Raw genomic sequence first — 24,543 nt, forward strand, 5'->3', positions numbered from 1 at the left:
GTTTCAGCCCGGACGCTTAGCTCGGCCCCTTGGGCAGGCGCACCGTGGCGACGAGGCCGCCGCCGGTGGCGTTGGCGAGGGTCAGCGCGCCGCCGTGGGCTTCGGCCACCGCGTGGGCGATGGTGAGGCCGAGACCCACGCCTCCGGTGGCGCGGCTGCGCGAGGCCTCAAGCCGCACGAAGGGCTCAAGCACGGTGGCGAGCTGGCCCTCCGGGATGCCGGGGCCGTGGTCCCGCACGGCCAGCACGGCATGCGTCTCCTCGTCCGCGATGGACACATGCGCGGAGCCGCCATAGGCAAGCGCGTTTTCCACCAGATTGCCCACCATCCGCTTCAGGCTGACGAGCCGCCCCGCGATGACGAGGCGCGGCGGCGCCGAAAGATCGGCCTGCAGGCCCCGGTCCCGCGCGTCGTCCACGATGGTCTCCACCAGCGCCACGAGATCGAGCGGCCGCACCGGCTCCTCGCTCGCCTCGCCGCGCAGGTAGGAGAGCGTGGCCTCGACCATCTGCTCCATCTCCGCGACATCCCCGGCGATGGCATCGCGCAGCGCCGGGTCGCTCACATCCTCGAGGCGGAAGCGCAGGCGCGTCATGGGCGTGCGCAGGTCGTGGGAGACCGCGGCGAGGGCCTGGGTGCGCCGCTCGACCAGCCCGGCGATGCGCGCCTGCATCCCGTTGAAGGCATGGGCCAGTTCCCGCACCTCCTTCGGCCCCGTCTCGGGCAGGTGAACGCGCGCCGCGTCCGGCGGCAGGGCCGCGACGGTGCGCGCCATGGCCCGCAAAGGCCGCGTGAGCCACGCGGCAATGGCGAGGGACAGGAGCAGCACCCCCGCCGCCATCAGCGTGGTGGACAACAGGGAGCCGTGCCCCCCGGCGGTCGGCGGCACCGAGGCGAACAGGCGCACATTCAGCCAGCTCCCATCGGGCAGGCGCACGGCCACGAGGCTGAGGTGCGGATCGGGCCCGGCGCCCACCAGAATGTCCGCTGTGGCAAGGTCCGGTGCGAGGGCGCGCACCTCGGCAGCGAGGCGCTGGGCGGACGCGTCGGCGCGGGACCCCGCCGCCGCCATGGCCGCGCGGCCCCAATGGGCATCGATGGCGCCGCCGGAAAGCGCATGGGCCACGTCCTCGCGCTGGTCCGGCGGCGTCGCGGCCAGCGACCGGCGCAGCGCCACGACCTGGTCGGCGAGGCGGACGGCGTGGGCGGCATGGCGCTCGCGCTCCATGGCATGCTCGTAGGTCCACAGGCTGAGCACATGGACCACGACGATCCCGAGCACGGCCACGACCGCGGTCCGCAGGGCGAGGCTGTCGAGGGCGCGGATCATGAGCGCGCCACCTCCGGGACGAAGAAATAGCCGGCCCCGCGCACGGTCTTCACCATCTCCGGCCCGCCGCTGGAATCAAGCTTTCTGCGCAGCCGGCTCACCTGGATATCGATGGCCCGGTCGAAGCCGGTGGCGATGCGGTTCTTTGCGGCATCCATCAGTTGGTCGCGCGTCAGCACGCGCTGGGGATGCTCCAGGAAGGTCAGCAGCAGGTCGTATTCGCCGGTGGAGAGATCGACGATGGCGCCTTCCGGATTGGTCAGCTCCCGCCGCCGGGTGTCGAGCACCCAGCCGGAAAACGTCAGGCAGGTGCCGCTGCTGGCAGCGGCGGGGTCGGACAGCCGCGTCCGCCGCAGCACGGCGTGGATGCGGGCGAGCAACTCGCGCGGGTTGAAGGGCTTCGCCAGATAATCGTCGGCGCCCAGCTCCAGCCCGACGATCCGGTCCACGTCGCTGCCGCGCGCGGTGAGCATGATGATGGGCACGTTCGAGGTGCGGCGGATGTCCCGGCACAGGTCCAACCCGTTCGCACCCGGCAGCATGATGTCGAGAATGATGAGATCCACCGCGCCGGTCCCCATCGCCTCCCGCATCTCGCGGGCGTCCTGCGCGGCCGTGACCTTGTGCCCGTGCTCGCGCAGGAACTTGCCGGCGAGGCGCCGGATCTCGGCGTCGTCATCGACGATCAGGATGTGGCCTTCGGGGGACACCGTGTCACGCACTCCTCTGCACCACTCCGCAATGCGGCGTCCGGCGCAGTTCCTTCTAACCTAGGCTCAGGGGCAGCGCGATATCAGCGGTGCTGAAGCGTCGAGGGGACATGATGCCCGGCCGTTTCATCTTCGGGTTCGGGCGGATAAGAATACCAACCGGGGAGACACTGCCATGAACACCGCAATCGGCTTCGGCCTGTTGTCCGCCGGCTTGTTCGGCGCGAGCACGCGGCTCGCCAAGCAGATCCTCGGGGCTGTCGATCCCTGGATGATGGCCGGCCTCCTCGACCTTGGAGCGGGTGTGGACCTCGCCGCCATCCATCTGTTCCGGGCGGCACTCCGGCTTCCGGCGGTGGAAGCGCCGCTGCGGCGGACGGACATGCCGTGGCTCGCTCTGGTGATCCTCTTTGAAGACATTCGCCGCCGTATCGAAGCATCGGGGACGCCGGCCGCGCCGGCGTCCCCGATGGGTCCTCTTTGCGCTATCCGATGATTACTTTCAGGGCCTTCGTCTGCGCGGCCTTCTCGAAGGTCTCGTAGGCTTCGAGGATGTCGGCGAGGGCGAAGCGATGGGTGATCAGCTTGCGCGGATCGAGCTTTTTCGCCTGCACCGTCTTCAGCAGCATCGGCGTCGTCACCGTGTCCACCAGCCGCGTGGTGAGGGTGATGTTGTGAGCCCACAAGCGTTCGAGATGGAGGTCGGCTTTCGTGCCGTGGACCCCCACATTTGCGATGGTGCCGCCGGGGGCGACGATGTCCTGGCACAGCACGAAGGTGGCAGGAATGCCGACCGCCTCGATCGCGGTGTCCACGCCGATGCCGCCGGTCAGGGCCATGACCTGTTCGACTGCGTTGTCGCGGCCGCTGTTGACCGTCTGCGTCGCGCCGAAGGTCAGGGCGACCTCCAGGCGGTTGTCATCCAGGTCGATCATGATGATCTCGGCGGGGGAGTAGAATTGCGCGGTCAGGAGCGCCGCGAGGCCCACCGGCCCGGCCCCGACGATGGCCACCGTGCTGCCGGGCTGCACCTTGCCGTTCAGCACGCCGCACTCGAAGCCGGTAGGCAGGATGTCGCTGAGCATGACGAGGGCTTCCTCGTCCATGCCGTCGGGGATGCGATGCAGGGAGGTGTCGGCAAAGGGGATGCGGACATATTCGGCCTGGGTCCCGTGGATGGTGTTGCCGAGCATCCAGCCGGCGACGGAGCAGTGCGAATACATGCCGCGCTTGCAGTAGTCGCACCGCCCGCAGGACGAAATGCAGGAGATGAGGACATGGTCCCCCTTCCTGAAGGCCGAGACCGCCGGGCCAACCTCCTCGATGACGCCGACGCCCTCGTGGCCGAGCACGGTGCCGGGCTTCACGGTGGGCACGTCGCCCTTCAGGATGTGCAGATCGCTGCCGCAGATGGTTGTCCGCAGGATCTTCACCACGGCGTCGGTGGGCTGCTCGATCCGTGGATCCGGGACCTCTTCCAGCGCCTTCTTGCCAGGGCCGCGATAGACCAGACCCTTCATGAGGGACCTCCCTTTTCAGTGTCGTTGAATTGGCGGCGCGCCGGACTCCGGCCGCGTTCCGCGCCGCCTCCCCGGCAAGAGTGATGCCACGGCTGAAGGCCGCGTATTCGCGTGCTCTTCCCGCGCGGCGGGGCTGCCAGGCTGTCCGCAATTGCTACTCCTGCGGACGGATTTCGGTCGCCCGGAGCGCTTCGGCCGGGGCGGCCGCGCCTCCGCCGCCAAGGGCCGGCAAGGGTCCGCCAAGGGTAGGCAAGGGGCCGCCAGGGGCCGCGCGGTGGCACGCCCGGTGCAAGAGCGCCGAGCAAGAGCGCCGGCGCAATGACGACGCGGAGCGGCAGGGAGCATCATGAAACGCGGCAACGCAGTATCCATCGTCGGCTGGGGCCATTCGCCCTTCGGCCGGCTGGCCCACATGGACATGGAGGCGCTCATCGCCGGTGTCTGCCACGAAGCGCTGGCTCATTCCGGCTTTCCGGCGGAGCGGATGGACGGCGTCTGGCTCGGCAACCTCAACGGCGGCTTCGTGCCGGAGATCTTCTGCTCGTCCCTGCCCATGAACGGCGAGCCGGGCCTGCGCTGGAAGCCGGCGACGCGGGTCGAGAACGCATGCGCTTCCGGCGCCGGCGCCATCTTCGCCGCCTGTGACGCCATCCAGTCCGGCCGCGCGCGCCTCGCCCTCGTGGTGGGCGCGGAGAAGATGACCGCGGTCTCCGGCGAGGAGGTGACGCGCATCCTCGGCTCGGCCTCCTATGTCAGGGAGGAGGCGAACTGCGGCAAGACCTTCCCGTCCATCTTTGGGGAGATCGCCGGCGCCTATTTCGAGCGCTATGGCGACCATGCCCAGGCCCTGGCGAAGATCGCGGTGAAGAACCACGCCAACGGTGTTGCCAACCCCTTCGCGCAGATGCGCAAGGCACTCGATTTCGAATTCTGCAATACGGTCTCGGAGAAGAACCCGGTCATTGCCGGGCCGCTGCGCAAGACCGACTGCTCGCTCGTTTCGGACGGTGCCGCCGCCGTGGTGCTGGCCGCGGACGACCTCATCGGCGAGGCCCAGAGGGCGGTGCGCATCCGTGGGCGGGCGCAGGTGAACGACTTCCTGCCCCTGTCGCGCCGCGACCCCGTGCGCTTCGAGGGGCCGCGCCGCGCCTTCGAGGCGGCCTTCGCCGAGGCCGGGATCACGGTCGGCGACCTCTCCTTCGCCGAGGTGCACGACTGCTTCACCATCGCGGAGCTTTTGGCCTACGAGGCCATGGGGCTTGCTCCGGAAGGGCAGGGGGCGCGGGTGCTGGAGGACGGCACGGTGGCGCGGGACGGCCGCCTCCCGGTGAATGTCTCCGGCGGCCTGAAGGCGAAGGGTCACCCCATCGGCGCCACGGGGGTGTCCATGCACGTCCTGTCCGCCATGCAGCTCACCGGCACCGCCGGCGACATGCAGGTGCCCGGCGCCGGCCTCGGCGCGGTCTTCAACATGGGCGGCTCGGCGGTGGCCAACTATGTGAGCGTCCTCGAACCGGTGAAGTGAGGCGAGGGCGCGCGGCAGCCAGGTTGCCGCGCGCCCTCACGACGAGGCGGCGGCGCGCCGGCCCCCGCCCAGCCTCAGGGAATTGACGTGCCAGGCGTCGGTCTCGAAGCTGCTGCGACCCTGCGCCGGCATGCGGGCGCTGAGCCAGCAGCGCGTCGGCAACAGGGGGGCGGTTGCCGCGGTCCGCAGGGCGGCCGCGTCGCCGGGAAGGTCGGCGAGGCGTTGGCGGATGTCGTCCATGGCCGCCTCCGGCAGGTCGCGGACGATGAACACCAGCCGCCCGCGCATGTCGAAGCGCGTTCCATCCTTCGGCCAGCGCGGCAGGCGCACCAGGGGATAGGCGACGTGCTCCACGCACTGAACCACCACCGGCGTGCCGAGGCCGGCCACGTTCATCAGCCCCTTCACCCGCAGGAGGTGCGATCCGTACTTGGCGAGTATCTCTCCCATGGCCACGGCGAAGCCGCGCCATGATACCTGATGGTTGAAGAAGCAGGTGAAGCTCACCGGCAGCGCCTGCGCCCCATGGGCGGAGGGCGGCGCCGCGCCGGCGCGGGCGGCGGCGTCCGTCTCGTCCACCCAGCGCTCCACCTCCGCCGGCAGGCTGCCCGGCGCATAAAGTCCGGCGCCCAGGATGCGCCGGGGCTCGATCTCGCCATGGGTCACGGCGAGGCGCGGAGCCGACGGATTGAGCACGTCGAGCCGGGCGTCGAGCCGCTCGCGGGCGCTGCGGTCGGCGAGGTCCGCCTTGGTGAGGAGGATGCGATCGGCCATGCCCACCTGGCGGCGCGCCTCCTCGTGCCGGTCCAGTTGCGCGGCGCCAAGGCCGGTGTCCACCAGCGTGACCACCCCGTCGCAGCGGAAGCGGGCGGCGACGTAGCGTTGCTCCATCAGGGTCCAGACCACCGGTATGGGATCGGCGAGGCCGGTGGTCTCGATCACCACGCGGCGCACGTCCGGGATCTGCCGCCGCGCGAGCTTGTCATGGAGCGTTTCGAGCGCCGCCAAGAGATCGCCGCGCACGGTGCAGCACACGCATCCGGACTCGAGCAGCACCATGGTCTCGCCGATCCGCTCCACCAGATGGTGGTCGATGCCCACGGCGCCGAATTCGTTGATGAGCAGCGCGGTACCGGCCATGTCCGGATGGGTGACGAGGCGATTGAGCAGCGTCGTCTTGCCGGCGCCGAGGAAGCCGGTGAGCACGGTGACGGGAATGCGCGGGTCGATGGGATCGTATTCGGCCATGGGCGGTCTCGAAGGAGGAGCGGCAGCGCGGGGTGTCGCAGGAGCGCAGCAACGCCCGTGCCACTGGGGCAAAGCCTGCCCATGGCGTCCGGACCGGGCCGAAAGCGTTCGATTTCCGGCCGCCGTCGCATTCGAAAATCGAACGCCGCAGCGTGCCTTCCGCAAGGTCGTGGAGGGGAGGAAAGGCGGGGAGTCTCGATATCTGAAGGGCGTGCGGCATGGCATGATCAATGCTAGGCTCACTCCCAGGCATGATGACCTTGCAGCGGCGAGGCGCAGGCCGTTTTCGCTCTACGCCGTTTTCGCTTCACGCTGTTTTCGCTTCAAATGGAGTAGGCCGGAGCGGGTCCGCACCGCGGCTGCCACAAGATCCAAGACCTGAAGACCCAGGACCAGAAGACCCAAGATAAAAGTCCGCCCACGAAAACGCAGACAGCAGATCTGCCCTGGTGGCGGCACACCGACCGGCTCATCGAGCCCGCCGGGGGGGAGGATACAAAATGCCTTTCGGAAGGCCCGGACAAAAGTTCTCGGTGCCCGAGAACGACGAAAAAGTGATGACGTCGTGGGAGCAATTCCTCGGCGGTGACGAATTCGGCACCGACGCACTGCGCCGGCTCGTCGATGATTCCTGGCGTCGCTGCCTCAGCAACAGCGTGGACCCGCAACGCGACCAGGCCCCGCCGCCCATGCGCGAGGACTCGCTGCATTCCCTGCGCGACGACTGCCGCGAGCTACTGGAGGCGAGCCAGCCGGTGATGGCCTCGGCGCGGGAGTTCCTCGCCGAGACCGGCACCGTGATGGTTCTCACCGATGGCGCGGGCATCATCCTCAACCTGGAGGGGGACACGCGGCTGCGGGACGCGGCGGCGAACATCCACCTGCTCTCGGGTGCCAGCTGGAGCGAGCAGGCGTGCGGCACCAATGCCATCGGCACGGCCATCGAGGTCGGCCAGCCGGTGCAGATCCATTCGGCCGAGCACTATTGCTCCGGCATCAAGCGCTGGTCGTGCTCCGCCAACGTCATCCGCGACCCGTATGACGGCACCATTCTCGGCGTGGTCGATGTCTCCGGGCTTTCGGATACCTTCAATCGCCACAGCCTCGCCCTCGTGGTGGCGACGGCCGGGCGCATCGAGAATCGCCTTGCCCAGCAGGAGATGGACCTCCGCCTGCGCCTTCTCGACCACTGCATGGATCGCCTTTCGGGATCGAGCTCCGACGGGGTGATCGTGTTCGACCGGCGCGGCCGCGCGGTGAAGGCCAACGGTGCCGCCGCCGACGCGCTTCTCGACCTGCAGCGACAGCGCGGCGAGGCGACGGGCGCCGACCTCTCGCGGCTTCGCCTCAACTGGCGCAAGCAGGCCACACTACCCGACGAGCTGCCGCCGTGGATGCGGCGTGAATGGCTCGAGCCGGTGGTGACCGATGGCGAGCGGCTTGGCATCGTGCTGCGCCTGCCTGGACGCCGGGCCGCGCCGTCCCGGACCGCGGGCCTCGACGCCGCCGCGAAGCCGGAGGCGGGGGACGACGCCTTCTCGCGGATCGTCGGCGAGGCGCCCAGCCTGCGGCACGCCATCGGCCGGGCGCGCCAGCTGGCGAAGAGCCGGGCGCCGGTCCTGCTGCTGGGCGAGACCGGCGTGGGCAAGGACGTGTTCGCCCAATGCCTCCACGCCGGCAGCGCCGGGCGAGACGGCGCATTCGTGGCGCTCAATTGCGGCGGCTTCTCCCGCGAACTCCTCACCAGCGAGCTGTTCGGCTATGCGGAGGGCGCCTTCACCGGCGCGCGCCGCGGCGGCATGACCGGCAAGATCGAGGCTGCGGACGGCGGCACGCTGTTCCTCGACGAGATCGGCGAAATGCCGAAGGACCTGCAGCCCCACTTCCTGCGGGTGCTGGAATCGGGAGAGGTCTACCGCATCGGCGAAACCCGCCCGCGCAAGGTGAACCTGCGCCTCGTGGCCGCCACCAACCGCGATCTGCGGCGCGAGGTGGAGGCGGGACGGTTCCGCATGGACCTGTTCTATCGCGTCGCGGTCACCAGCATCTCGATTCCCGCCCTGCGGGAGCGCGCGGAGGACATTCCGCTCCTGGCCGAGCATCTGATGCAGGACCTCGCCAGGCGGCAGGGACCGGCGCGGCGCCGGCTCTCGCCGCGGGCCATCGAGGTGCTGCAAGCCTACGCGTGGCCGGGAAACGTGCGCGAGCTGCGCAACGTCATCGAGGGCATGCTTCTCATCGCCGAGGGGGAGGAACTGACCGAAGCCGATATCCCGGACGAGATCTGGACGGCGCCGGCGAGTGATATCGCGCCCTCGGTCGCGCAGGCCGGCGAGGCAGAGCCTTTGCGCGGCCTCACCGGCATGGAGAATGCCGAGCGGCTCGCCCTGTTGCGTGCCATGCAGGCGCACAAGGGCAACATGACCGCGGTGGCCCGCGATCTGGGGATCGCCAAGAGCACGGTCTACGCCAAGCTCCGCCGCTTCGGCCTCGAAGGCGCGGTGGGCGAGACGCGGCGGTTCCAGATCTAGGATCCCTGCTTTCCACCTGTCCGGCACGCCGATTGCTTGAGAGCGTCGGCTTTCGCATCCCTCCCGAAAGCTTCCTCCCCACCGCCGGTCTCGATCGGCGGTGTTTTTTTGTCTGCGCGGGCATGGTGCGGCGCACGCCCTGGGCACATCGCGTCGCACAATAAAGACCGATTTTCGAACAGGCATTCGCAAAGACGTCGATGGTCACAGAACCAGATAAAACCCGAGCGCCGAAATTCAGTGCAAATAAAGAAGAGTCGAGACGCCGCCCGAATTCCTCCCCTTGGCACGCCCCTTGCGATCCGGTTCGGGAGCCTCGCGGACCGTGTGTCGACCTGGCCGCGAGCGCTGCCGCGCCGCGCCCCAGGCTTGCCAATGCATGAAGCCGCAGCCGGAGAAGAAGTGGGAGGAGAAAGAGCGTATGTCCCTGCAGATCAACATCGACAACGGCGGCACGCTGACGGACGTCTGTATTCTGTCAGACGATCAGGTGAGAAAGACCAAAGTCCTCACCACGCCGTACGATCTCAGCAAGTGCTTCTTCGAAGGCCTGACCAAGGCGTCCGGCGTGCTCTACGGCGCGCCGGATGTGAAGCGGCTGCTGGAGGAGGTGGACCTCATCCGCTATTCCACCACCCAGGGCACCAATGCGATCTGCGAGCGCAAGGGGCCGCGGCTCGGCCTCATCCTCGACGCCTCCGCGCACGACCTGCCGAGCCGCCTTGCGGCCCACGACCCGGATGTGTTCGAGGCCCTGGTGGGCGACCGCATCGCCTTCCTCGATGCCGCCACCATCAGCGGCGCCGAGGCGGACGTGGAGGTGGCGAAGGCCATCAACACCCTCACCGCCGCCGGCGCCAACCGCCTGGTGGTGAGCTTCGGCGGCGCCGATTTCCAGGCGCTGGAGAACGTCTTCCGCCTTGTCGCCCTGCGCAAGTATCCGCGCCACCTGCTCGGCGCCGTGCCGATCCTCTACGGCTCCGACCTCACGCCCGACACGGACGGCGAGCGGCGCACCTGGACGGCGCTTATCAACTCGTTCCTCCACCCCTCCATGGAGGCGTTCCTCTACAATGCGGAGAACCGGCTGCGGGCCTATCGCACCAAGAATCCGCTGCTGATCTTCCGCAATGACGGCGACGCCTCGCGCGTGGCCAAGACCATCGCCATCAAGACCTATTCGTCCGGTCCCCGCGGCGGCATGGAGGGCGTGAAGTCTTTTTCGCGCCGCTACGGCTTCACCGACACCGTCTCCATCGACGTGGGCGGCACCACCACGGATATCGGCCAGTATATCGACGGCACGGTGGCCGAGGTGCGGCGCGGCCATGTGGAGGGCATCTCCGTCTCCTTCCCCCTGTGCGAAATCCTGAGCGCGGGGGCGGGCGGCTCCTCCATCTTCAAGGTGGTGGACGGGCGCATCGTCATCGGGCCGGAGAGCGTCGGCGCGGTGCCGGGGCCGGCCTGCTTCGGACGCGGCGGGCGTGAGGCCACCATCACCGACGCCAGCCTGCTCATCGGCCTGTTCGATCCCACCTCCTATTTCGGCGGCGGCATGGGCCTCGACGCGGACCGTGCGGCGGCGGCGGTGACCGCCAGTGTCGCCACCCGGCTGGGGCTCGGCCTCGACGATGCGCTGCTGCGCATGGAGTTCGCCTATGAGGAGAAGATCGCGGCGGAGCTTCACCGCTTCACCAGGATCTCCGACGAGACGGTGATGCTCGCCTTCGGCGGCGCGGGCCCCCTCAATGCCTGCGGCGTCGCGGAGAAGGCGGGCATCCGCCGGGTCGCCATCCCGCAGATGGCGGCGGTGTTCTCGGCCTACGGCATCGGCTCCTGCGATGTCTCCCAGCGCTATGCGGTGACGCTCTCCGATCCCTCGGAGCTGGCCGCCACCATCGCGTCGCTGAAGGTGAAGGCCGCGCGCGACATGTTCGCGGAAGGCTGCGCCGAAGGCACCTACACCGTGGAGGCACGCCTGGTCGCCGACTTCGGTGACGGGCGCACGCAGGTCCACGTGCTGGGTGACCAGCTGGAGGTCCCCGCAGCCTTCGCCGGCGCTCGCTCGGTGGAGGTGGAACTGAAGGCGCTCCGGAGCCTGCGCGAAGGCGCCGAGCGGTCGGCCCGCTTCGATCCCCGCGCGTCGGCCGCGGCCCATGGCAAGCGCAACGTGCTGATCCGCGATCGCGGGCGCATCGACGTGCCGGTCTACCGCCTCGCCGACCTCGCGGATGGCGATTTCGCGTCCGGCCCCGCCATTCTCGAGGAAGACTATTTCACCTGCCGCGTCCCCGAAAACTGGCAGTTCGTCATCAGCGATGCAGGCGACATCCTGCTGAGCCGGGAGGGTTGAACAAAATGAAAGTCGCCATGACCGAATATCTCCGCATCGACCTGAAGTCGGAGAAGTGGGAATGCCGCGTGTGCGATCACGAGATCGCGCCCGCCCGCGGCAACTACAAGGAAGGTCTTCTGGTCCACGATCGCGACCCGCGCGAGATCCATCCGCCGATCATCGATCCGGACAAGTATCGCTTCACCTTCAGCCCCGACCCGGAATGGGTGCGCATCCTCGAATATTGCTGCCCCAACTGCGGCACGCAGGTCGAGACCGAATATGCCGTGCCCGGCCACCCGCCGCTCCACGACATGGAAGTCGATCTGGAGGCGCTCAAGGCCCAATGGGCTGCCCGTGGCGAGGCGGCGGCACCCTATGCCGGCCCGGCGGTGGTGCGCGACGACAGTCACGGACACTGAATCCTCGACGGGTGCCGCCCATCCCCGCGCGGAACGCGGCGGCACCCCACAGCATAACGAATGCGGCGCAACGCGCCTGCCAGCATCCTCAGGGAGGAGACATGAAACGCGTTTCCGTGGACATCGGTGGCACCTTCACCGACTGCTTCGTGGTCTGGGACCAGCAATATATCGAGGCCAAGGCCCTCACCACCCACCACAACCTCGCCATGGGTTTCAACGAGGCCCTCGGCAAGGCCTGCAACGTGCTGGGGCTCCAGCTTGAGGAGATCCTGAGCGCCGTGGACAGCGTGCGCTATGCCACCACCCTCGGCACCAATGCCCTCATCGAGCACAAGGGCCCGAGGATCGGCATGCTGGTGACCGCCGGCTACGAGGCCACCGTGCCGCTCAGCCGTGCCCGCGGCTATGGCGAGGGGCTCGACAATCTCGGCCAGCAGGACATGCCCAACGCCCAGCGCCCCGATCCGCTGGTGGAGGCGCACATGATCCGTGGCGTGCGCGAGCGGCTCGATTTCCAGGGCAAGCTCGTCATGCCCCTCGACGAGGAGGACGTGCGCACCCAGATCCGCGAGCTGGTGAACCGCGGCGCCCAGATCATCGTGGTGGCGCTGGTGAATGCCGTGGTGAACCCCGCGCACGAGCAGCGCATCGAGGAGATCATCCTCGATGAATATCCCTCCCACCTGCTCGGCGCCATCCCGGTCATCCTGTCCCACCAGGTGGCGGGGCGCAAAGGCGAGTATGTCCGCGCCACCTCGGCCATCGTGGACGGCTATCTGCACTCCACCATGTACCACGCGCTCTCGGCGCTGGAGCAGAACCTGCGGGCCCATCGCTACGACAAGCCCATGCTGGTGATCCACAATTCCGGCGGCATGGCGCAGCTCAACTCCACCGATGCGCTGCAGACCATCCATTCCGGCCCGGTCTCCGGCATCGGCGCCTCCGAGCATCTCGCCATGCTCACCGGGCTCGGCAATGTGGTGGCCACCGACATGGGCGGCACCAGCTACGACATCGGCATCGTGGTGGACGGCGGCGTGAAGCACTACGACTTCAACCCCGTCATCGATCGCTGGCTGGTCTCGGTGCCCATGGTGCACCTGGTGACGCTGGGCGCCGGCGGCGGCTCCATCGCCTCCTATGACCGCATGTACAAGACCGTGAAGTGCGGCCCCGAGAGCGCCGGGTCCGATCCCGGCCCCGCCTGCTACGACCGGGGCGGCATGCGGCCCACCGTGACCGACGCCGACCTTTTGCTCGGCTATCTCGATCCCTCGAACTATGCGGGCGGCTCCATTCCGCTCAACCCGCGCCGGGCCAGGTCGGCCATCGAGGATACCCTGTGCGATGAGCTTGACTGCTCGGTGGTCGAGGCGGCGCTGCTGATCCGCGAGAAGGTGGACGACAACATGGCCAACGGCCTGTTCACCGAGCTGCGCGCCCGGGGCTACGACCCCAAGGACTTCACCATGCTTGCCTACGGCGGCAACGGCCCGCTGCACTGCTGCGGCATCGCCCAGAATCTCAACATCGACCGCATCCTGGCGCCGCCGCTCTCCTCGGTGTTCTCGGCGGTGGGCGCGGGCAACATGCACCAGCTCCATATCCACGAGCAGTCGCTCTACATGGTGCTCTACGACAGCAACACCCGTGCCCTGTTCGACGATTATGACCGCTTCAACGCCATCGTCGCCGACCTCAAGGAGCGCGGCACCCAGGACCTGCTGCGCCAGGGCGTCCCGCCCGCCGATATCCGCCACAACCTCGAATTGGACATGCGCTACGGCAACCAGCTGGTGCAGACCACGGCGGTGATCGAGAAGCATGGGGTGGACGGCCCGGCGGACGTGCTGGCCATCATCTCCCAGTTCTCTTCCGACTACGGCAAGCGCTTCGGCGAGGGCTCGCAGGCGCCGGAGGCGGGCATCCGCATCAACACCATCCGCATCGCCGCCTATGTCCAGCACGAGACCGTCCAGTTCGAGGACATCAAGCCGGTGCCGGAGCGTGAGCGCAAGGCGCCGCCGCCGCCCGCCGCCACCCGCGTGTGCCACTTCGTGGGCCAGGACGGCCCGCTGGAGACGCCGGTGTGGAGCCGCGCCGACATCGCCCCCGGTGTGCAGATCGAGGGGCCGGCCATCATCGCCTCGGAGGTGACCACCTTCCTGGTCAATCCGGGCTGGAGCTTCGTGGCGGCGAAGCAGGGCGCCTCCTGGTTCCTGCGCGCCAAGATCCCCGCCACCACGTACTGACGCCATTTTCTCTCCCCGCCCCGAGCGGGGAGAGCGCGCCTCATGGCGCTGCGATCACTTCAGATAGTCCGGGAGGATAAATCCATGAACGACATGAGCATCGCCGGCCGCGGCAAGCTGCCCAGCGCCGAAGAGGCCGCCCTCGTCAAGAAGTTCCTGAACGACACCACCTTGTTCCTCGGACCCGACCCCGAGATCATGCAGAACCACGACCTCATGCCGCGCACGGCGGACGAGGACGAGGCCATCGCCAAGGTGGCCGACAGCCACATCATCGCCAAGATCCGCGACCGCATCCAGGCCGGCTGCGACGAAGGCTATGAGATGGTGGAGCAGATGGGCGCCGCCCCCGGCGCCAAGTGGGGCGACGTCATCACCGGCGTGTATTCGGCCTCCGGTGATCTGGCCATCGCGTCCGCTGGCGGCGTGCTGATCTTCTCGGCGCTGGTGCACCACCCCATCAAGTTCATCATCAAGAACTGGATCAACGACCCCACCGTCGGCGTGCGCGAGGGCGACGGCTTCATCCACAACGACAGCCGCTACGGCAACGTCCACAACACCGACCAGTCCATGATCGTGCCCATCTTCCACGAGGGCAAGCTCGTGTGCTGGGTGGCCTCCACCGTGCACGAGGGCGAGAACGGCGCCATCGAGCCGGGCGGCATGCCCTCCATGGCGGAAAGCCCCTCGGATGAAGGGCTCAAGATGTCGCCCTTCAAGGTGGTGGAAAACTACCAGATCAAGCGGGATATCCTCACCTTCCTGCAGAATTCCGTGCGCGAGCCGAAGCTGCAATATGAAGACATGAAGGTGAAGCTGTTCGCCTGCCTGCGCATCAAGCAGCGCATCGAGGAGACGCTGAACACCGACGGCCCTGAGGCCCTCGTCTCCACCCTGCGCCTGACCATGGAGAATGTGCGCGCCGAGGTGAAGCGCCGCATTTCCGAGTGGCCGGACATGACGGTGCGCACCTATATCATCCAGGACTCGACCCTGCGCGAGAATTGCGTGGTGAAGATCAACTGCAAGCTCACCAAGACCGGCGACCGGCTGATCTTCGATTTCCGGGGGTCCGCGCCTGAATTCACCAACCGCGCCACCAATACCATCGTCGCCGGCCTCAAGGGCATGCTGGCGCAGGTGTTCTTGTGCTACGTGTGGCCGGACCTGCCGCGCGGACAGGCGGCCTTCGCCCCCATCGAGGTCATCACCGATCCCCATTCCATCGTCAATTGCTCCTATGACGCGCCCAACTCCCAGAGCCTGATGTCCATCTTCACGGGCTTTACGGCGGGCCAGCACGCGGTGGCGAAGTTCCTCTATTCCTGCCCGGAGAAGTTCACCAAGGTCCACGCGCCCACCTTCAACATGATCAATACCTTCGTGTGGGGCGGCGTGTCCCAGCACGGCGAGACCCTCGGCAACCTCTGCGCCGACCTCAACGGCATGGGCGCCGGCGCCACCGTGGACCGCGACGGCGAGCACGCGCTGGCGCCCATCTTCGCCACCATGGCCGACATCGGCGAGCAGGAGCTGAACGAGGAGGAAGTGCCCTTCCTCCAGCTGGTGTCCAAGAAGATGACGCGGGATGCCATTGCTCCCGGCAAGTATCGCGGCGGCCAGGGCTACACCATGATGGTGGCCACCAAGGACAGTGAGCAGTGGGGCTTCATGACCGTGTGTCAGGGCGCCAAGATCCCACCGCTCCAGGGCCTGTTCGGCGGCTATGCCTGCGGTTGCTATCCGCTGTCCAAGGTGAAGGGCGTGGATGTCTACGACGTGCTGCTCAACACGCCGGAGAAGTTCAAGCACTCCATCGAGGAAATCATGAACGAGCAGCCCTTCGAAGGCGCCAGCTACACCACCCACCACATGGGCATGGGCTTTGAGATATCAAAGCGCGGCGAGCTGTTCATGATCTCGCAGGGGGCAGGTGCCGGCTATGGCGATCTGCTGGAGCGCGACCCCAGGGGTGTCATCAAGGATATCGAGGAGGGGCTGATCTCCCCGGAGGTCGCCGCCCGCACCTACAAGGTGGCATTCGACCCGCAGACCCTGGCCATCGACGAGACGGCGACGGAAGAAGCGCGCGCCGCCGAGCGCCGGGCGCGCATCGCCCGCTCCAAACCCTATTCGGAGTTCGTGAAGGACTGGAGCAAGCCCACGCCGCCGACCCACCTGCAGTATTTCGGCGCGTGGGGGGACGATATCGAAACCCTCTACATGGGCAGCCCGCAAAAGATCCGCGACGCTGCAAACCCGCGCCCCAACTACATGCAGCATCCCAAGGATGTGCGCATCGCCGAGCTTGAGGCCCGCCTGGCCGCCGTCGGCGCCATGGGGGGCGAGAAGCAATGAGCCCACGGCTGGTGGACGCCCTGCCGCGCCCGTCCGGCGCGCCCGGGCTCAGGGTCTGGCTGAAGTCGTCGGGCTATGCCCGGCGCCTTCTGCTCGGGGAGGGGGGCGACCCGTGGGAGAGCGCGCCGCGCTATCTCTCCTTCTTCACCCAGGCCCATGGCCTGCTGCGGCCGGACGTGGGCGTGGTGGACGTGGGTGATCTCTATCGCTCCTGGGTGGCCCGCCACCCAGCCTTGAAGGCGGAGATGGGGGCCAAGTCCAGAGCGACTTTCCCCCTCAAGCGCATGCTGGAGGAGGAGGGGCCGCGGCGTCTCCTCGCCGAGGTCGTTGAAGCGGTGGCCGCAGCCTTGCGCGGGCAGACGCCGCTGGTGCTCGCCGCGCCCGCGCCCCGGCGCTGGCTCGCCGAGGCCGCCGCCTTCGCCGGGCGGGAGGGCGTCTCCATCGACGCCGACATGGTCGAGAGTGCCGCCATGTACATGGCGGACCTTGTGCGCGTGGTCTCGGCCCTTCCCATCGGCGGGCTGCTGCTGGAGGAGGACCAGGCGGCCGAAGCCGGCGACATGGACGCGGGCCGGCCGCTGGTGAACGTCGCGCGGCATTATCGCTGGGGCCTTGCCTTGCGCGGGCGTGACGGGGGCGCCACCACCGAGCTCGACACCCTCATCAGCTCCGGGCCGGTCGCGGGCGGGGACTTCGCCCTTGGCCTCGACGTGAGCCCGCAGCTGTGGAGCGGCGCGCCGCTCACAGAGCTTGGCGCAGGTCAGTTCTACTTCGCCGAGATTCCCGAAGGCGCAGAGCCGGAGGCGGTGCTTCAGCAGCTTTCGCGGCTGAGAGGTTGATCCGCGCGCGCGCCTGAACGGCCACGATTTGAGGTGTCTGGTTCAGCTCGGTCGGCTGGCGTGGCTCCGCGCGCCTGCGTGGGGAAGTCCGCCGGCACGTCGAGAACAAGCTGGCTGCCGAACGCAGCCCCATCACGTCAGAAACCATCCCGGAGGAAACATGATCAGCCTGCTCAATGGCGCCATTCTGGCCATCCTTTTTTGCATAGGGCTCGCGTCCGGCTCAGCCAAAGCTGCCGACGTGAATTCCGGTGACTACCTGCCCGCGCCCGCCGGCACAAATCTTCTGGTCTTCTACAGCCAGTACGCGACACGGAATGAGTATGTCACCAATTCGGGGCAGACATTTTCCGATGACACGGGGCTGGATTCCTACGTCAACATCCTGCGCTACGTGCATTACTTCGACATCGCCGGGTTCACGGTCGCGCCCCAGGTGCTCATTCCGGCCGGCACGCTCTACAATGGGCGTATTGCGGGCACACCGTTCGATGCTGCCGCCGGTCTTGGCGATCCCATCGTCGCGACCACGGTATGGGTCGTGAACAACAAGGCCACGCAGACATTTATTGGCATCATGCCCTACCTTTTCCTGCCGCTCGGCCAGTATAGCTCCGGGGAGGCGCTCAATCTGGGAGAGAATCGCTGGAAGCTCGATCTGCAGGCCGGATGGTACCAAGGCCTCGCCAGCGGCTTCGCGCTTCAGCTCACCGGCGACGCGGTCTGGTACGGGGACAACACCAAGGCTGGCAACGGGACCCAGACCCTGTCGCAGGATCCCACCTATCAATTCCAGGCGTGGTTCTCCTACGCCTTCGCCCCCTCCTGGTCGGCTGCCGTCGGCTATTCCCAGTTTTGGGGCGGCACGGAATATCTTGCCGGGGTTCCGACCGGAAATTCAACCGAGCACAGTCAGGTGCGCCTCGAGCTGTCCAAGTTCATCACTCCGACCTTCCAGGTGTTGGGCCTGGTTCAGCGCGATGTCGCAACGTCGGGAGGCTTCCCGGAGGACTTCCGAGGCACAGTACGTCTTCTGCAAGTGTTTTAGAGTATTTTCGACCGACTTGACTGTGGCTCCCTGAACGCCCGTCGCGGGGCGTGGGATGATTGAGTTCGCATGATCTGTCGTCGCAGCCGAGCACGCCGAAGAGCTTGAACCGGTCATTCCATCGGACACCACCATGTGGCGATCCTCGACCACGGACAGAAGCAAAGAACCCGGCGGCCCTGAGGGGGTGACGGTCCGATTCCGACGGATCGAGGCCGCACTCCGCCCCCGGCCGGCAGACCCCATCCGCCCTCGCCGCAACCTTCAACAGGCGACGGGACCTGCCGCTCCGCGCCAAGCAGGACGATGAGGGGCGGGCCGCTCGCGCTGGCACACATCCCCGGATGATGGTTGTGCGAGAGGGTCGGCATTCAAAGAATATCGACTCTGCGACAATATCATTGACTAGGAAACAGGATTGTGGTTGTTTCCTAGTCAACGAAAGGCGGCCTCATGACTCCGGTCTCCGAGTTGACCGATCATACGGGGTTCTGGATGCGCATGGTGTCCAACGCCGTGTCGCAGGCCTTCGCCCGTAAGGTCGAGACTGAAGGTGTCACCGTGGCGGAATGGTCGTTTATGCGGGCGCTTTACAATAGAGATCCCACACCTCCATCGGTTCTGGCGAACAGGATGGGCATGACGAAGGGCGCCATTAGCAAGCTTGCGGACAGGCTGCTTGCAAAAGGCCTGATCGAGCGGACGGAAAGCGCCAACGACAAGCGCGCTCACAGCCTGTCCCTGACGAGACAGGGAAAAGCCAAGATCCCGGCTCTTGCCTCACTTGCCGACAGGAATGAGGTCGAGTTCTTCGGTGTGTTGACGAAAGAACAGCACGAAACGCTCGACCGCATCCTGAAGGTTCTCGCCGAACGGCGTGAGTTGAAAGCAACTCCGGTGGACTGACCGCCGGATGCTCTTAACATCGCTACGAAAGGAAGCCGCCATGGACGCGGAACGGATTTCCATAGCCGAAACTTGCCTGCATGCGGCCCACGATGGAAGCCTGAGCTTTCCGGAGATTGTCGGCAAGCTGATCGCCGCCAACTTCGAGGGCTACACGGTCGACTATCGCCGCAACAGCCAGACCGACTATCTGCCGGACGGCGACAGCGTGACGATGGATATGCAGCCCTCCGTCGGCAACGTCGCCGCGGTCTTCGATGCCGCCGAGGTCGAGCGCCTGGTGCGATGGGCGCAGGCGAACCCCGCCGACTACAGCTACGTTGCTTTCAGCGAGAAGGCGAAAGCCGCCGGTTGCGCGGGATACCTCGTCTCGTTCCTGGGCCGCCGCGTCGTCTATTTCGGCCGGACTGCCGAGACCCATGTCGAGCACTTCCCAAAGTGACGGGGTGCCGATCATGACGCCTTCCGGACGCTCATCGCCCTTTGTACTCTCCTGATCTGCGCCGGCGCGACGGTCATTTCCCTCTCACGGTGAAGGGTATTCCCATGATGCCGGCTGATCTGATCAGAGCGACCATCGCCTTCGTAATGTCCAACTATTCGCTGAGCTTCTTCGCGCTCGGGCTTGTGGTCTCTATTGTTGCGATTGCACGATCGGGGTCTTCCATCGACCGCGCGCTTGTCGTCGAAAAGCTCCTCGCCTGGTATGTCTTCTTCAGTATAGGCGTCGACAATTTCTACAATTTTATCATGCACGTCTTCTTCGGAAAGCTGTCCGCCGCCTTCATCGGCTGGGCCGATAGTCCGTTCCAGTTCGAGGTGGGAACCGCAAGCCTTGGCTTCGCCGCGGTCGGATTGCTCGCGGCGTTCCGGAGTTATGATCTGCGCCTCGCAGCCGTGCTCGGCCCCAGCATCTTCACGTTGGGGGCGGCGGCGGGTCACATCAATCAGATGATCACCGCGCATAACTTCGCACCGGGCAATGCCGGCATCATTTTCTGGACCGACATCTTCATCCCGCTGTTCGGATTCGCGCTGCTGTGGCTGAGCCGTCGCACTACGAGTTCAAAAGCAATGTTTAGGCCCACAGTGTGATGGCGTAGATTTATCGTCGCCGGAAAGGGACGCACCTTGGGGCAGGTTCTTCAGGCGAGCGTGTCGACGAAGCGCACGAAGCCCTCCAGCGGCTCGCGCCCGGTGTCGAAGCGGTTCTCGGGGGCGGCAGCGTCGGCGTATCCGAGCGCCATGCCGCACACCACCATCCGGGTCTCGGGAACGGCGATGCGCCTGGCGATCACCGCCCCATAGGCGTTGAAGGCGGCCTGCGGACAGGTGTCGAGGCCAAAGCCGCGGGCGGCGATCATGATGTTCTGGAGGAACATCCCATAGTCGAGCCAGGAGCCGCGCTCCATGTCCCGGTCGATGGTGAAGACGAGCCCCACCGGCGCATCGAAGAACAGGAAGTTGCGGGCATGCTGGCGGCGCATGCGCTCGGTGTCGCCCCTGGTGATGCCCAGCGTGCCGTACAGGTCCCAGCCCACCTTGCGGCGGCGGGCGAGATAGGGCTCGCGCCATTGGCGGGGATAGTAGGCGTATTCCTCCGTGCCTTGATCGCCCGCGAGCGAGAGGGCGTGAAGCTCCCGCGTGAGGGCGGCGAGTGGCGCGCCCCGCAGCACCATCACCTGCCAGGGCTGGATGTTCGAGCCCGACGGCGCGCGGGCGGCCAGCTCCAGGATGCGCGCCACCGTCTCGTCGGGGATCGGCGTCGGCAGGAAGGCGCGCACCGAGCGGCGCGAGCGGATGGCCTCCTCGGCGGTGGGCGCGGTGCCGCCCGGGGCGGCGGGCGCAGAATGGGGTGCGTTCATTTTTCGGGCATGTCCACGGGGGTTGCCATGTCGAGATTGGCGAGCTCGTAGCCGCGCTTGAAATCGAGGATGTGCTTCTCCATCCACTCCCGCGCGCGCTTTTCGTCATGGTCGCGGATGGCGGCGTAGATGGCCTCGTGCGCCACCAGCAGGCGCTCGCCGGCATTGAGGCGCGACATCACCTTCAGGAAGGGCGGGTAGAACAGCTCGGAGATCGGCATGCGGGCCATCTGGATGGCGCGGTTGCGGGTGGCGCGGGCGACCAGTTCGTGGAACTCGATGTCGAGCGCGGTGAGGCTGCTGGAGTCTTTCAGTGCCTTGCGCGTGGCTTCGAGGTTCCGCTCCAGATCCTGGACATCCTCCGCATCGCTGCGGTGGGCGGCGGAGGCGGCAGCGGCCGGCTCGAGGGCGTACATGGCCTCCCACAATTCCTCGAAGGTCACCTGGTGCAGCACCATGGCGGCGGTGAGGCGCTTGGAAATGTCGCCGGAATGGGGGATGGAGGCGTAGAGCTTCTTGCGCCCCGCCTCGCGCTTGACGAAGCCGTTCTGTTCCAGCACGCGGATGGCCTCGCGGATGGTGGAGCGGTTGACGCCCATCTTCTCCGCGAACCCCGCCTCGGAGGGCAGCAGATCCCCCGGCGCGATTTCGCCGGACAGGATCTTGCCCTCGATGGTGCGGGCCACGAGGCGGAAGGCGGGCTCCACCAGCACCGGGTCAAGCACGAGCGACATCGGGGACCGTCCTCTCGGTGGCGCGGGCCTTTTCCAGGTCGCGCAGCACCTTGCGTTGTACCTTCCCGGTCATGGTCTTCGGCAGTTCGTCGAGAAACGCGATGGCGCGGGGATATTTGTAGGGAGCGGTGACACGCTTCACGTGATCCTGCAAGGCGGCCACCAGGGCGGCGTCCCCGACGAAGCCGGCGCGCAGCACCACGAAGGCCTTCACGATCTCGCCCCGCTCGTCGTGGGGCGCCGCGACCGCCGCGCATTCCTGCACCGCCGGATGGTCGAGCAGCGCATTCTCCACCTCCGAGGGGCCGATGCGGTAGCCGGCCGAATTGATCACGTCGTCGTTGCGGCCGCGATGGTAGAAATAGCCGTCCGCGTCCATCATGCCGAGATCGCCGGTGACGAACCAGCGGCCCTCTGGCCCCTCCACATGGGCTGCCGCGGTGCGTTCGGGTTCGTCGAGATAGCCCAGCATCATCTGCGGGTTGGGGGTAAGAATGGCAATGTCCCCCTCCGCTCCCGGCGGCAGGCGGCGGCCCGTGTCGTCGATGATGGCGAGGTCGAGCCCGGGCAGCGGCTTGCCCATGGAGCCCTCCCGCGTCGGCACGCAGGGATAGTTGAGCAGCGTCATCAGCGTCTCGGTCTGGCCGTAGGCTTCCAGGATGGGGATGCCGGTGGCCTGTTGCCAGCGCGCCGCCACCGCCGGGTTGAGCGTCTCGCCGGAAGAGACGGTGTGGCGCAGGCGCGAGAGGTCGTGCTCGGCGACGCCGGCGTCCACCACGCGGAACAGTTCGGTGCCGGGCGCGCAATAGACGGTGACGCCGTATTTCTCCAGCAGCCGCAGGCGCTGCTTCGGGTCGAACGGCCCGTCATAGAAGAAGCTCGCGGCGCCGCAGCTCCATGGCCCGAACAGGATGGAGGTGCCGGCCTTGCTCCAGCCGGTGTCGGCGGTGCACCAGATGGTATCGCCGCGCCGGAGGTCCAGCCAATGGACGGCCGAGCCGCGCCAGGCATAGAGGCCTCTGGCGGCATGGAGCACGCCCTTCGGCTGGCCGGTGGAGCCGGAGGTGTAATAGAGGACGGCGGGATCATCGGCCGCCACCGTTACGGGCACGAAGGCCTCGTCTCCCGCCGCCATCGCCTCGTCCAGCGGCTCGAAGCCCGGCGCATCGCCAAGGGCAAGGCGCACCGGCACATCGCCCATCACGTCCGCGAACTTCTCCGCGTGCTCGGCACGGGCGACGACGGCGCGCACCCCCGCATGGTGCACGCGATAGGCGATGTCCTTGGCGGTGAGCATCTCGATGCAGGGAATGGGCACCGCCCCGAGCTTCAGGCAGCCGACCATGGCCACCTGCCATTGCGGGATGCGCGGCAGCATCACCAGCACCCGGTCGCCTTTCCTCACCCCCCGCGCCGCCAGCGCCGAGGCGAAGCGATTGGTGAGGCGCGCCATGTCGGAGAAGGAGAAGCGCTGTTCCTCCCCCGCCGCATTGGCCCAGATGAGGGCGGGTCCGTCCGCCGTGCGGGCGAAATGGTCCACCACGTCGGCACCGAAATTGAAGGTTTCCGGCACCTGCCAGCGGAAGGCGCGGGCCGTTGCGGCATAGTCGGTCATGTTGGGGGCCATGGTTTCCTCCCGGAGCATTGCGCTCTCTTGCTTTCAGATCATTTGGCTCAGATTACCTTGCCGGCCTTCAGCGCGGCGATGTCGTCTTCGCCGTAGCCGAGGCCCGCGAGCACCGCGCCCGTGTGCTCGCCGAGCAGCGGCGGCGGCGAACGCAGGGTGCAGGGCGTGCCGGAATATTTCACCGGAAAGCCGATCTGCGGAATGGTGCCCTCCACCGGATGCTCCACGGAGCGCAGCATCTGCCGGTGCTGCGCATGGGGATCGGCGAACGCCTCCGCCATGGAGAAGACCGGGCCGAAGGGGATATCGAAGGGTTCCAGCTCCGCCACCCATGCATCGCGCGGCTTCTGCGCAAACAGGTTGGCGAGGATCTTCTTCTGCGCGATCTCGCGCTCGCCCTGCGGCCATTGCTCGTCCTTCAGGGCGGGCAGGCCCACGGCGTCGCAGAAGCGGAGCCAGAAATGCGGCTCGATGAGGCCGAGCGCCACGTATTTCCCGTCGGCGCAGGCATAGACATTGTAGCAGGGCGCCTGGCCGATGAAGGGGCGCTCGCCGCCCTTCGGCTCGATGCCGGCGAACAGATGGTCCGCGCCTTGGAGCGCCAGCCAGGAGATGGCGCCATCGTGCATGGACACGTCCACGAACTGGCCCCGGCCGGTGGTTGCACGGGACAGCAGCGCGGCGAGGATGCCGGTGGAGGCCATGAGCGAGCCGCCGCCCACATCGGCGATGGACAGGCCCGGTACGATCGGGCCTTCCCCGGCCTTGCCGAACAATTGCAGCGCCCCGGCCTCGGCGAGGTAGTTGAGGTCGTGGCCCGGCTTCAGCCGGCTCGGTCCATCCTGCCCGTAGCCGGAGATGGCGCAATAGACGAGCCGCGGGTTGAGGGCGGACAGGGTTTCGAAGCCGAGGCCGAGGCGGTCCATCACGCCCGGCCGGAAGCCCTCCAGCAGCACGTCGGCCTTCTCCACCAGCTTGAGGAGGATGGCGCGGCCTGCCTCGGCCTTCAGGTTCAGCGTCAGGCTCCTCTTGTTGCGGTTGAGCAGCAGGAATGAGCCCGACTCGGCCAGGTTCAGCGGCGGGAAGGTGCGGTTGTAGTCGCCGCCTTCGGGCTGCTCGATCTTGAGCACGTCGGCGCCGAGGTCCGCCAGCATCAGCGAGCAGAAGGCGCCGGGCAGGAGGCGGGTGAGGTCCAGCACCTTCAGGCCGGCAAGGGCCAAGGGGGCGGTGGTGGGGGCAGTGGTGGGGGCGGCGGTGTTGGGGGGGAGCGCGTTCATGGGATAT

20 protein-coding genes are annotated in these 24,543 nt (G+C 67.3%); 12 read left to right on the forward strand and 8 right to left on the reverse strand.

The window, feature by feature from the left end:
- Positions 1-16: 16 nt before the first annotated feature.
- Both V5F48_RS18170 and V5F48_RS18175 read right to left on the reverse strand, forming a co-directional pair.
- The gene (locus V5F48_RS18170; RefSeq protein ID WP_394259839.1) at positions 17-1,330 is read right to left on the reverse strand and encodes an ATP-binding protein; all 1,314 of its coding nucleotides are present in this window, start codon (positions 1,328-1,330) and stop codon (positions 17-19) included.
- Positions 1,327-2,052 carry a response regulator gene (locus V5F48_RS18175; RefSeq protein WP_394259840.1) on the reverse strand — a complete coding sequence of 242 codons (726 nt, stop codon included), beginning with the start codon at positions 2,050-2,052 and terminating at the stop codon, positions 1,327-1,329. Before V5F48_RS18175 ends, V5F48_RS18170 begins: the two co-directional genes overlap by 4 nt.
- Before the next feature lie 163 nt (positions 2,053-2,215).
- On the opposite strand from V5F48_RS18175, the gene V5F48_RS18180 reads away from it, so the two are divergent.
- The gene (locus V5F48_RS18180; protein ID WP_394259841.1) at positions 2,216-2,536 is read left to right on the forward strand and encodes a hypothetical protein; all 321 of its coding nucleotides are present in this window, start codon (positions 2,216-2,218) and stop codon (positions 2,534-2,536) included.
- Here the strand turns inward: V5F48_RS18180 and V5F48_RS18185 are convergent.
- On the reverse strand, positions 2,526-3,560 hold the full coding sequence (locus V5F48_RS18185; protein ID WP_394259842.1) for a zinc-dependent alcohol dehydrogenase family protein: 1,035 nt from the start codon (positions 3,558-3,560) through the stop codon (positions 2,526-2,528). The genes V5F48_RS18180 and V5F48_RS18185 overlap by 11 nt on opposite strands.
- 346 nt (positions 3,561-3,906) lie before the next feature.
- On the opposite strand from V5F48_RS18185, the gene V5F48_RS18190 reads away from it, so the two are divergent.
- Positions 3,907-5,085, forward strand: a complete 1,179-nt coding sequence (locus tag V5F48_RS18190) for an acetyl-CoA acetyltransferase (protein WP_394259843.1) — start codon at positions 3,907-3,909, stop codon at positions 5,083-5,085.
- A gap of 36 nt (positions 5,086-5,121) precedes the next feature.
- On the opposite strand, the gene V5F48_RS18195 is transcribed toward V5F48_RS18190, so the two are convergent.
- The gene (locus V5F48_RS18195; protein WP_394259844.1) at positions 5,122-6,333 is read right to left on the reverse strand and encodes a CobW family GTP-binding protein; all 1,212 of its coding nucleotides are present in this window, start codon (positions 6,331-6,333) and stop codon (positions 5,122-5,124) included.
- A 557-nt stretch (positions 6,334-6,890) separates the two neighbouring features.
- On the opposite strand from V5F48_RS18195, the gene V5F48_RS18200 reads away from it, so the two are divergent.
- The 10 genes from V5F48_RS18200 (at position 6,891) to V5F48_RS18245 (ending at position 20,128) form a co-directional block, all read left to right on the forward strand.
- A complete protein-coding gene (locus V5F48_RS18200) occupies positions 6,891-8,864 on the forward strand; it encodes a sigma-54-dependent Fis family transcriptional regulator (protein WP_394259845.1) in 1,974 nt (657 codons plus the stop codon).
- 421 nt (positions 8,865-9,285) lie between these two features.
- A complete protein-coding gene (locus tag V5F48_RS18205) occupies positions 9,286-11,217 on the forward strand; it encodes a hydantoinase/oxoprolinase family protein (protein WP_394259846.1) in 1,932 nt (643 codons plus the stop codon).
- A 17-nt stretch (positions 11,218-11,234) separates the two neighbouring features.
- On the forward strand, positions 11,235-11,621 hold the full coding sequence (locus V5F48_RS18210) for an acetone carboxylase subunit gamma (protein ID WP_394259847.1): 387 nt from the start codon (positions 11,235-11,237) through the stop codon (positions 11,619-11,621).
- A gap of 101 nt (positions 11,622-11,722) precedes the next feature.
- The gene (locus V5F48_RS18215) at positions 11,723-13,879 is read left to right on the forward strand and encodes a hydantoinase/oxoprolinase family protein (RefSeq protein ID WP_394259848.1); all 2,157 of its coding nucleotides are present in this window, start codon (positions 11,723-11,725) and stop codon (positions 13,877-13,879) included.
- 84 nt (positions 13,880-13,963) lie between these two features.
- Complete coding sequence (locus V5F48_RS18220; RefSeq protein ID WP_394259849.1) at positions 13,964-16,240, forward strand: hydantoinase B/oxoprolinase family protein; 2,277 nt, start codon at positions 13,964-13,966, stop codon at positions 16,238-16,240.
- On the forward strand, positions 16,237-17,079 hold the full coding sequence (locus V5F48_RS18225; RefSeq protein WP_394259850.1) for a hypothetical protein: 843 nt from the start codon (positions 16,237-16,239) through the stop codon (positions 17,077-17,079). Before V5F48_RS18220 ends, V5F48_RS18225 begins: the two co-directional genes overlap by 4 nt.
- Positions 17,080-17,239: 160 nt before the next feature.
- Positions 17,240-18,127 (forward strand): transporter, encoded by an 888-nt coding sequence (locus V5F48_RS18230; RefSeq protein ID WP_394259851.1) that lies wholly within the window; start codon positions 17,240-17,242, stop codon positions 18,125-18,127.
- Between the two features lie 453 nt (positions 18,128-18,580).
- Entirely contained in the window at positions 18,581-19,033 is a 453-nt protein-coding gene (locus V5F48_RS18235; RefSeq protein WP_394259852.1) for a MarR family winged helix-turn-helix transcriptional regulator, read from the forward strand.
- A 40-nt stretch (positions 19,034-19,073) separates the two neighbouring features.
- A complete protein-coding gene (locus tag V5F48_RS18240; protein ID WP_394110872.1) occupies positions 19,074-19,475 on the forward strand; it encodes a DUF1398 domain-containing protein in 402 nt (133 codons plus the stop codon).
- A gap of 104 nt (positions 19,476-19,579) precedes the next feature.
- Complete coding sequence (locus tag V5F48_RS18245; protein ID WP_394259853.1) at positions 19,580-20,128, forward strand: DUF6790 family protein; 549 nt, start codon at positions 19,580-19,582, stop codon at positions 20,126-20,128.
- Between the two features lie 50 nt (positions 20,129-20,178).
- Here V5F48_RS18245 and V5F48_RS18250 read toward each other — a convergent pair whose 3' ends face one another.
- Genes V5F48_RS18250 through V5F48_RS18265 form a run of 4 tightly spaced genes read right to left on the reverse strand, consistent with a single transcriptional unit; the run spans position 20,179 to position 24,536 of the window.
- A complete protein-coding gene (locus tag V5F48_RS18250; RefSeq protein WP_394110870.1) occupies positions 20,179-20,898 on the reverse strand; it encodes a nitroreductase in 720 nt (239 codons plus the stop codon).
- Positions 20,895-21,632 carry a FadR/GntR family transcriptional regulator gene (locus tag V5F48_RS18255; protein WP_394259854.1) on the reverse strand — a complete coding sequence of 246 codons (738 nt, stop codon included), beginning with the start codon at positions 21,630-21,632 and terminating at the stop codon, positions 20,895-20,897. The genes V5F48_RS18250 and V5F48_RS18255 overlap by 4 nt, the downstream gene beginning before the upstream one ends.
- A complete protein-coding gene (locus V5F48_RS18260) occupies positions 21,616-23,277 on the reverse strand; it encodes an acyl-CoA synthetase (RefSeq protein ID WP_394259855.1) in 1,662 nt (553 codons plus the stop codon). The genes V5F48_RS18255 and V5F48_RS18260 overlap by 17 nt, the downstream gene beginning before the upstream one ends.
- A gap of 29 nt (positions 23,278-23,306) precedes the next feature.
- Positions 23,307-24,536 carry a CaiB/BaiF CoA transferase family protein gene (locus V5F48_RS18265; protein WP_394259856.1) on the reverse strand — a complete coding sequence of 410 codons (1,230 nt, stop codon included), beginning with the start codon at positions 24,534-24,536 and terminating at the stop codon, positions 23,307-23,309.
- Between the last annotated feature and the right edge of the window lie 7 nt (positions 24,537-24,543).

This window comes from Xanthobacter autotrophicus ATCC 700552, assembly GCF_043194565.1.
Taxonomy (GTDB): domain Bacteria; phylum Pseudomonadota; class Alphaproteobacteria; order Rhizobiales; family Xanthobacteraceae; genus Xanthobacter; species Xanthobacter autotrophicus_F.